This is a genomic window from uncultured Salegentibacter sp. (assembly GCF_963972535.1).
Taxonomy (GTDB): Bacteria; Bacteroidota; Bacteroidia; order Flavobacteriales; family Flavobacteriaceae; genus Salegentibacter.
Genome location: NZ_CAXAVR010000099.1, coordinates 1 through 9,620 on the forward strand (window position 1 = coordinate 1; position 9,620 = coordinate 9,620).

Annotated in this window: 5 protein-coding genes; all 5 read right to left on the reverse strand. The window is 37.6% G+C overall.

The window, feature by feature from the left end:
* Nucleotides 1-18: 18 nt before the first annotated feature.
* The gene (locus AACZ30_RS10975; protein ID WP_339649347.1) at nt 19-1,980 is read right to left on the reverse strand and encodes a histidine kinase dimerization/phosphoacceptor domain -containing protein; all 1,962 of its coding nucleotides are present in this window, start codon (nt 1,978-1,980) and stop codon (nt 19-21) included.
* Between the two features lie 94 nt (nt 1,981-2,074).
* The gene (locus AACZ30_RS10980; protein WP_339649349.1) at nt 2,075-2,881 is read right to left on the reverse strand and encodes a helix-turn-helix transcriptional regulator; all 807 of its coding nucleotides are present in this window, start codon (nt 2,879-2,881) and stop codon (nt 2,075-2,077) included.
* A 359-nt stretch (nt 2,882-3,240) separates the two neighbouring features.
* Entirely contained in the window at nt 3,241-5,718 is a 2,478-nt protein-coding gene (locus AACZ30_RS10985) for a glycoside hydrolase family 9 protein (protein ID WP_339649351.1), read from the reverse strand.
* A gap of 243 nt (nt 5,719-5,961) precedes the next feature.
* A complete protein-coding gene (locus AACZ30_RS10990; protein ID WP_339649353.1) occupies nt 5,962-8,499 on the reverse strand; it encodes a glycoside hydrolase family 9 protein in 2,538 nt (845 codons plus the stop codon).
* Nucleotides 8,500-8,725: 226 nt separating this feature from the next.
* A partial coding sequence (locus AACZ30_RS10995; RefSeq protein ID WP_339649354.1) for a DMT family transporter occupies nt 8,726-9,620 on the reverse strand: 895 nt, incomplete at its 5' end.

Consider the following 9,620-nt stretch of genomic DNA (forward strand, 5'->3'; position numbering starts at 1 on the left):
ACCTTGTTCTATCTCAAATCAAGGAAACCTGTGAGATTTAAAATTGAATAAATATTGAGTGCCAGAGGTATAAATTACCTGCATTGTCCCATCTAATTGTCGGGTAAGCAAATCGATGAGTGTTTTTCCGAATCCGGTTCCTTTAACGGGTTCACCTTCGGTTTGCCCAATACCATTATCTTTTACCAGCAGCTGCAACTCGTTAGCCGATTTTTTATCTAAATCTATAGTAATCTCCCCCGCTTGCTTATTCGGAAAAGCATATTTGAGGCTGTTTGTTAATAGTTCGTTTACTATTAATCCCAAAGGAACCGCAGTGTCTACATCTAGATGCAATTCAGGCATTTTATAGTTGATCTTAATACGTTCTTCTTCCCCAAAGGAATCCAGGATATGATTGCCAAGATTTAAGAAATAATCTTTCATTTCTATAGAAGAAAGATGATCATTCTGGTATAAACGCTGATGAATTATACTCATAGAATATACCCTGTTCTGGCTCTCCTTCATCGCACTCACAACATTAGGATCTTTAATTTGTGCTGTTTGTAAAGCCAAAAGGCTGGAAACCACTTCAAGATTGTTTTTTACCCGGTGATGAATTTCTTTTAATAAGAATTCTTTCTCCTTATTCTGTTTTCTTAATAGTTTATTTTTCTTTCGATTATTGCTAAAACTAACAAATAAAACCAATAAAATTAGGAACAATAAGCCGGCAATGAGACTAATAAGATTTTGACTCGTTTGCTGTTGTAATAATCTTGTTTCCTGAAGTTGAATAGTATTTTCCTTTTGAGCCACATTAAATTCGGTTTCTAACTGAGAGATACGTTGATCTGCTTCTGCGGTGAATACAATTTTATTAAGGGAATCATATTCAGAAAATGCTTTATACGCTTCCTGATACTGTTCATTTTTCGCATAAGCTTCCCCAAGGCTGTTATAAGCTTTGCTTAAGAAGAAACCATCTCCAAAGCTTGGTGTAGCCACCTCGATAGATTTTTTGATATTAGTTATTGCGGCAGGATAATTTTGGTTCTGAATTTGTAACTCTCCAACCGAAAGGTAAGAACGCATTAGCATAAACGCATTATCTAGAAGATAGGCGTACTTTATGGCATTTTCACCGGCTTTTTCAGCGCTTTCAAATTCATTCAAAAATGCATAAAGATCTACAAGGGAAATGTATACATCGCTTAGATTATTATAAAAACCATAACGTTCACCAATTTCAATAGAACGTGTATAGTACTCCATTGCTTTGTTGTATTGTTTAAGTTTTAAATAATTATTTCCAACCACGTAAAGCGTAAAATCATAGTCAAGATTTACTACATTTCTTTCCTCAAAAAAGGAAAGTGATTTCAGTCCATACTCCAAACCTTCCTCATATTTTTCCTGCTTCCAAAACAAGTTGCTTAAATCGCTGTAAGCAATTCCAAGTGCTTTATTATTATTTAATTTTTCTCCCAGGCGCAAAGTTTCGAGGGCAAAATCGGCAGCTCTTCCTAATTGTCCACGGCGTTCGTAAACATAGCCTAATTGTGTATTAAGAAATGCAAGGTCACTTTCGGTTACTTTTGCTTCAGCTTCTTTGAGGATTGTCTCCGCTTCATCTAGTTTTTCCTGGCGCAATAGAATAGCAGCCTGGGTAATTTGGAATCTTCCATTCCAAAGCGAATTATTTTTTTCTAAAGTAAGTGCCAATCCTTTTTCGGTAAACTCCAGTGCAGTGCTGAGGTTCCTGGTATGCCAGTAATAAGCCAGATCGTTTAAAACTTCAAGCTTAAGAGTATCTGATTCAATTTCCTCCAAAGATTCTTCCAGCTCTTTCAAGTAAGAAAGGCCAAAATCATCGGTTTCTACAAAAACCTTTTTATATGGATCGGGTTTACTAAAATCGAAGATTTGCCCATAAATTGATGGACTAAAAAGCACTAAAAAGAAAAGCGCTAAAAATAATTTTTTCTCCAGAATCAAGGATCGTAATATTGAGATATCCTTATAAATATAAGACTAAATAACTGTTTGTGAGAACTTTATTGATATAAAAATAAACCGTGTAAAACTGTTTTCAACTCAATACCGGGGAAATTATTCCGGTAGTAAGACATTTGGCAACAAGTTCAGTAGTATTTCTGCAACCGCTTTTTTGTAGTACGTTTCTTCTATGCGTTTTAATGGTGTGCGGAGAGAGGTTCATTTCTTTGGCTATTTGTTCAGCATTTAAGCCTCTGGATAGTTTACAAACAATGGTTTTTTCTTTTTCGGTGAGAAATTCTGAAAAACTGGCATCTGCACTTTCGCCGGGTTCAAATGTACCTTTAGAAATATCTATATTATAATAAGATTTTCCGCCGTTTATATGAATAAATGAAACTGTATTGGTACTGGTCACTTTAAGGTGGGAAACATCGGTTTGAATGCACAATACATGTTCTGGGGTTCCATTTTCTAACACACTTAATGGAAATGCCTGGTACAACATAGTTCGTGTTTGCTCGCCGGCATTTTTCATTCTATAAGAAAACATATTTTTATAGTTTAATACATCTTCTTTATCAAGAAATTCGGTATAAAAATTATTGATGACTTTGCTCTTAAGGCTTATGATTTCAATTTCTTCGGGGATCACGGTTTGTAATAAATCCTGTAGCGTAATTTCTCCGGCCTTTTTATTTACAAAACGTTCTACCGAATTAGAAACATATTCCAATCCAAAATTATGAAGGTTTACAATATATAAATAGGAGTCTCCCGGAGCGAAAATAGTGGCAAACCTTTTAAATTCTTCAGAGATTTCAAACGGCCGATACTCTTTTACCTGGCGGGAATACATTTCCTGCCAGTAAGCTGAGATTTTTTCGAAATCCTTTTGCATAAAGTGCGATTGTTTAATCACATTAAATATAGGAATTTTCCTTATTTACCTTAGTCTTTTCAAGTTTCGTGGTAGAAAATTATAAAAATGAAAAAACCTCCAGGGAAATCCTGAAGGTTTTTGCGTCAAATACTTTTTAATGGTATTAGCAATTAGATACTCATAAATGTTAATCCCCAAATCAAACATTTAAGAAGTTAGCCCTACCAAATCTTCTTTGAACTAATCTGCTATTACAATTAGTAATTTGACAAGGCTAAGATAGAGACAGAAAATAATTTATAAAATACCACTTTAAAGGTAATTTATTAGATAATTGAGATTTGAATATTCTAAGCTTTTTACCGTGGGGTCTTCAATTATTCGTTTAATAATTTATCGGCTGCCAGTACTAAAAATAGGTAATCTGTTGTACCACCGCCTAAAACATATTCGGTTTGTTGCCAAAGAAAAGGCCATTCCAGCAATTCAGGAAAATCGGGACGAATTAATGCCGTTCCCGAACCAATTCCGCCGGGAGTAAAAGAAAAATCGCCCCGGTTCATTCCATAAGCCTGGGTTAAGGAGCGAGAACCAACCCCTGATGCAAAAGAAGATGTATTTACACCCGGATGTGTCCCTAAAACAAAATTGAGCGCGTTTAGCATATATTTCTTCGGAAAGATTTCAGGAAAAGCGGTATGTAAAAAATACTGTTTCATCCCAAAATTCTGAATTCCCCATCCTGCACCCCAAATATCGGGTTCATAAGGCATTCCGTAGGGAGTTTGTGCTCCTAATTTTTCTACTTCCTGGTAATAATCTTCTACAGAAGCTTTTATTTTATTTCTGAAATTTTCATCCTGAATTTCATCAAAAACGGGTGCGAGAACCCAGCCGGTTTGCGCAATATTTTCAGCAAAAATTTTAGTATTTTCTTTTATGAAATCTTCATATTTCGCGTCAGAAGTACTTCTAAAAAGTTCTACACTTAAGCTGAGTTTGTGCACGGGATTATCTGTAGAGGTAGTTTCCCAGGTTTGTTTTGCGATTTCCAGGGCATCTTCAGCCAGGTCAGGATTAAAATCTTTTAGAGACCTGTAAGTGGCAGCCAGGGCCGATGCACTTTGTAATTCCCTACGCGGATTTTCTTCGGTAAACACCCAGCGATCATCTGGCGCACCTTCCTGGCCTAACGGAATTTCTTTTGAAGTACTGGTTTCTTTATAAATCTCACCATCAGAATGGTTTACCGGGTCGCCCAACAAAACATATTGATTTAAAGTAGGCACAATCACCCCGCGATAAAACCGGCCCAAAGATTTATAGCCATTTACAATATGTATGGTGCCGTGTTCTATTTGCTGAAGAAAATCGGGCTTACCGTCGGGTTGCAAAATATCTACGGTTTTGGTTTCCTGGTTTATGGTGGTATTATCATAATCTTCCTGAAAAATCTCATAAATATGCGAAAGTCCGTGGATGGTAGAAGCCTGGGATTCTATTCTAAGATCGTAATCTCCGGCATCGTGCCAACCACCGGCATCTAGCCCCGGTACGTGTTCGCCAGGTTCAAAATTGGTAAGGGTTTCAGGGCCTTGCAGGTATCCATCAAAATGATTGGTATCTACCGGCGCCATTCTCGCATCGTCTAAATGACAACGGCCATGCCATATTTTATATCTATCGTTTACCAACATATGGCACATTTGCACCGGTAAGAAATATTCTAAAGTGGGTTGCCAAACCTCACGTTGATAAACATCTTTGCTAATTTTAAAAGCTTCTGTAGTATAATCGCCGTATTTTACAACATACATTCCGGGTTCTTCGATTTTGGTAAAATCCAGTTGATAATATTTATACCTGAGGAATTCCCCCCAATCTGAAGGATTTTCTGAAAGAACTTCGGTAAAACCACCTTCATTATTTATTCGTAATAATTTTGCCTCGTTCAGGTTAGTATCATTTTTATCGGTTTCTATCACGGCAATTTTTTCCTGAGCGGGATGATAACCAACCTGGGAAATTTGAACTACGGGATCGTATGTATAATCTTTCAGGGTGTTTGGAGTAATAAGCCATTCAATAGCATTTTTGGTGGCTCCTGAAGGTACTAGTGACCTAACCACAAACCAGCCATTACTATGCTGTGCACGGCCATCTATTAACTCTAAATTATTTTCTTTTAAGTTTTCAATTTTTAAAGTTTGCCTGGGCGTCCCGGGGGCAATTACCAATTCTTTTCCCGCAGCCATAGGCTTTATTTGATATTCATCGTCATCATCATAAGATCCCGGGCCATTTGCCTGGCGGTTAAAAAGACCAAATTCATTATCCATATAATAGGATTTTCCGAAAAGGTAACCGGGGAAGAATTCGATATTCATTCCCACTTTTCCAATCCATTCTTCAGGCAAAGCTTCATCCAGGTCTACCACGATTTTAAAAGATTTTCCCTGCGGAATTATTTTCAGGTTATAAGAAAATTCCAAATCGGGATATTCAATAGGATTAAAGCCTGTTCGGTTTTTGGCTTCATCGGGATAAGCCATTTTTACACTAATATTATTATTTTCCCTATCCACAACTCGTTCCCCAACTTTAGGTACCGGTTGCCATTGCCCGGGAGTGGGTTCAAGGCGTAAATCTCCGTTGGTGGCAACTCTAATTCCATTTTGAATAATTCCTACACCGCCCTGATGGCTTTCCGGATAAAAATCGTGCGCAAGCATCACGTTAAGACCGCGCATTTCAAGATATTCCTGCTCATTAATTCTTAAACTGTCTCCCTGGTTTTGGGCAAAAATTGTTGTTATTGAAAAACAAATTAGAAAGGAAAGTAATAGTGATTTCATATTGTTGAAGTTTGGCTATAAACTATAGAGTAAGATTTATAGGTTAGTTGGTAATTCTTAATTTCTGATCTTTATTTTAATCGAAAAGCTATTCTTTTTTTGAAATTAAGTAAAAAACGGAAGAAAAGCCATTAAAGCGTTTATATTCAGAATTATAATTAGCTAAATATTCATTTGAATAATAAGAGTAAAAAGAGGAGGCCGTTTCGCTTTAACTAACAGCCTCCTTTTTGTAGCAGTAACTTATTTTTCGTTCAGGAGTTCATTTGTTGCATTAACAAGAAAAATATAGCTTGCGCCAATATCTACTATATATTCATTTTCGCCCCAGAAAAAAGGCCAGTTTTCTTTATTCTCGGGAAAATCAGGATTCATCAATAAAATGCCCGGTACAATTCCTCCCGCAATAAAGCTGAAATCTGCCCGGTTACTACCGTAGGCAACTTTTTTAGTTTTTGTCCCCACTCCCGAAACAAAAGAGAGATTAGAATGCGGATGTCTTCCAAAAATATAATGTAATCCCTTAAATACATGTTCTTTGTCTACCAGGGCTGGATATAATTTATGCGCCCTGTAATTTGCGATGGCAAAATCAATAATGCCGTGATTTCCACCCCAACCCGGTCTGCGAAACATAGGTACCCCGTAAGGATTGTCCTTTTCTAACTGGTCAATTTCATCAACATATTTTTGAACATAAGTTTTCAGTTTTTTATTGAATTTCTCATCCATATGAGGCGCGGCGTGTAACGTAATATCTATGGTTCTGTCCAGACTTTCATCCATCGCTTTCCAGATTTTTTCTTCAAAAGCTTTGGCATATTTTTCCTCTTTAGTACTTACGTAAAGCTGCATGGAAGCATTCATTTCACTAAGCTTCAGAAAACGTGCAAAATAGCCGGAAGAGGCTTCCTGTGGGGGCATATTTTCATTTTCCTCCCATAGTTTCTTTGCTAATTCAATGCATTCTTTAGATAAAGAAGAATTGTAATCTTTTAAAGCCCGGCTTGCTGCAGCTAATGCACCGGCGGTGCGGTAATCCAGATAAGGAGAACGCTCTGTAAAAACCCATCTATCATCCAATGTTCCACTGGACAATCCGTCGCTCTCAAACGGCTTCAACTCTGGGTTATAAGGTAGGTGGTCAGTTTCTGTAGAGGCATCTCCAAGATGATGGTACTGATGCAGGTTAGGAACCACTATTCCACGTACCGGATGCCCTATATTATTAATTTGAGCCACAAGATTTAGGGTGCCATGTTCAATTTGCTGCAGGATATCTATTTTTCCATCAGGCCGATGAATATCTACATAACGATTTTCCTGATTAATATGGGTTTGATCGCGCTCCAGCCCAAATTCTTCCCAGGATGCCACAAGATCTGTAATTGTGAGACAATGTGTGCCGGTTTGGATGTCGTAATCTCCTGCATCAAACCATCCGCCTACATCCAGGCCTGGAATATGTTCATAGGGTTCAAATTTAGTATCGGTAGAAGAGCCCATACTGTAGCCATCAAAATGTTCCTGATCCAGCGGGGCTTGTATAGCATCATCCATAAATGGTCTGCCGTGCCATGTTCTATAGGCTTCATTCACCTTCATATGGTCCATTTGCACGGGGAAAAACACATCCAGGGTTGGATGCCAGGCCGTTTCATAAACCTGCTCACTAATAGGAAATGTATTTGTTGTTTGATCTCCATATTTAATATAATAAATCCCAGTTTCCGTGATATCAGAAAAATCAAATTCAGCATAATTATACCTAAAATGTTTTCCCCATTCGGCCACTTTTTTACTAAATTTTTCGATTGTTTTTCCCTCAGAAGTTACCTGGTATAAGGAAGCAGTTTGCAGTTGATTATCATTTTCGTCCAGTTCTATAATGGCAACCTTTTCCTGGCTTGGATGGTAACCTACCTGGGAGAAGCCAATATTTGGATCGCGTAACCAGTTGGATACCGTGTTGGCTTCTAAATGCCATTCTAACACCTTTCCGGTCTTATTTGCCGGTAGTATACTGCGGGTAACAAACCAGCCGTTTTGAGCCAGGCTTCTTCCATCAAATAATGAAATTTCGGTTTCTGAAGTAATTTCTACGTGGTGATAAGGATCTTCGGGTGCCAGAATAATGGTGTTACCACTGGCAAGGGGTTGGGGTACTATAAATTCTTCTTCCCCACGGGTGTCCAGGGTAGAATGCCCGGCAAACTGCGGTACTTTTTCACTAATGGGTTTAATCTTAGTATTACCTGATGGGTAAAGGGGAAAAATACCGGGATTACCATTTACCAGGTAGGATTTTTCAAAATAAGCAGCTGGGAGAAATTCTAAATTAAATCCTGCTTTTCCTTCCAGGTTTTCAGGAAGAGGTTCATCCAGATAAACAGAAATATTTATTCTTTTTCCTTCGGGTTTAACAATGATTTTTGATGTAAATTCTAATTGCTCATACCTGGTAGTTACTTCTACGGTATTGGTACTACGATCTACCTTTCGTTCTAAAAGTGAAGGTACGAGATCCCATTGTTCGGGGGTATTTTGTAGTCTTACAGCACCTCCGGTACTGCTTCTCATCCCGTGATGAATTAGTTCAATTCCTGCGTTTTTCTCATCAAAAAAGAATCCGTTATACTCGTTACTAAAAACAAGGACATTGAGCCCCCGCGTTTCAAAATATTCTTTTTCGTTAAGCTCAAGTTGAGCAAATATTTGGCCGGTACATAAGCTGCAAAAAATAATGAGTAACCAATTCTGAACTGAGTATTTTCTATGCATAAGTGTTTAGTTTTTATAAAAGTATAAAATAATTGTTAAATACACACTTTATTATTTTTCAGTTAAAAAGAATGGTAAAAGCAATAATTATTTTGCAGATTTAATGAGTGAAAAAAGAAGGTTCTTAGTTAAAAAAATAGATCGGAGTGGTGTTTTAGCCGAAAGAGAATTTTAATTATTCAGCAATTTTATAAAGAGAGAATCAGTTGTATGAACTGGTGAAACTTTAGTTTGACCGGGAAGTTAATATTACACCCAAAAATACTACGCTTAACCCAACGATATCCATAATCTTAATGGTGTCACCAAAAGCTACCCAGGCCATTAGCATGGTCACCGGTGGGCCCAGATAAAATAAACTCGCTACCCGGGTGGCGTCAAGACGTTCAATTAATCGCCACATAAGAATATAGGCACCGAGGGAAACAGCCAGAATGAGCCATATCATAGCAAAAGTAAATTCAGAAACCCATTCTACAGCTAATTTTTCTACAAAAATTGAAGGGATAGCTAAAGCCAGCATAGTGGCCAGACTTTGATAGAAAAGAGTTTGGTCTAGTGGTAGTTTCTCGTTCTTATCATTTATCTCCATTTTACGCTGAATTAATGTAGCAATAGTGATTCCTATAACCGATCCTAAAGGAATTAGATATCCAAAAATTGAACTTGAATTGCTAAAATCTATTCTAAAAGCTACGGTTAATACGACACCTAAAAAACCTAATATTAATCCCCACCATTGGTAATTATTGGTTTTTTCATTAGTAACATAGCCAGAAAGTGCACCGGTGGCTAATGGCTGCAACGTGACGATGAGGGCTACAATCCCCGCCGGCACTTCTTCTGCAAGCGCAAGTAAAACGCAGGTTAGCCATACCCCATGCGCCAGGAAACCAATAAGCATATTGAGGGACACCGCTTTAAAACCTACCCATTTCAATCTATTTCTGAAAAGAAGGTAAAGCAATAATAATACGGTTACTGCGAGATATCTTAGGAAGATTAAAGTAAAAGGCCCGGTATAAGGAAGTCCATATTCAGCTCCTATAAATCCGGAGTTCCATAATAAAACAAAGCCTACAATTAGTAAAATTGTACTTCTTTTCATCGTAGCGGTTTTC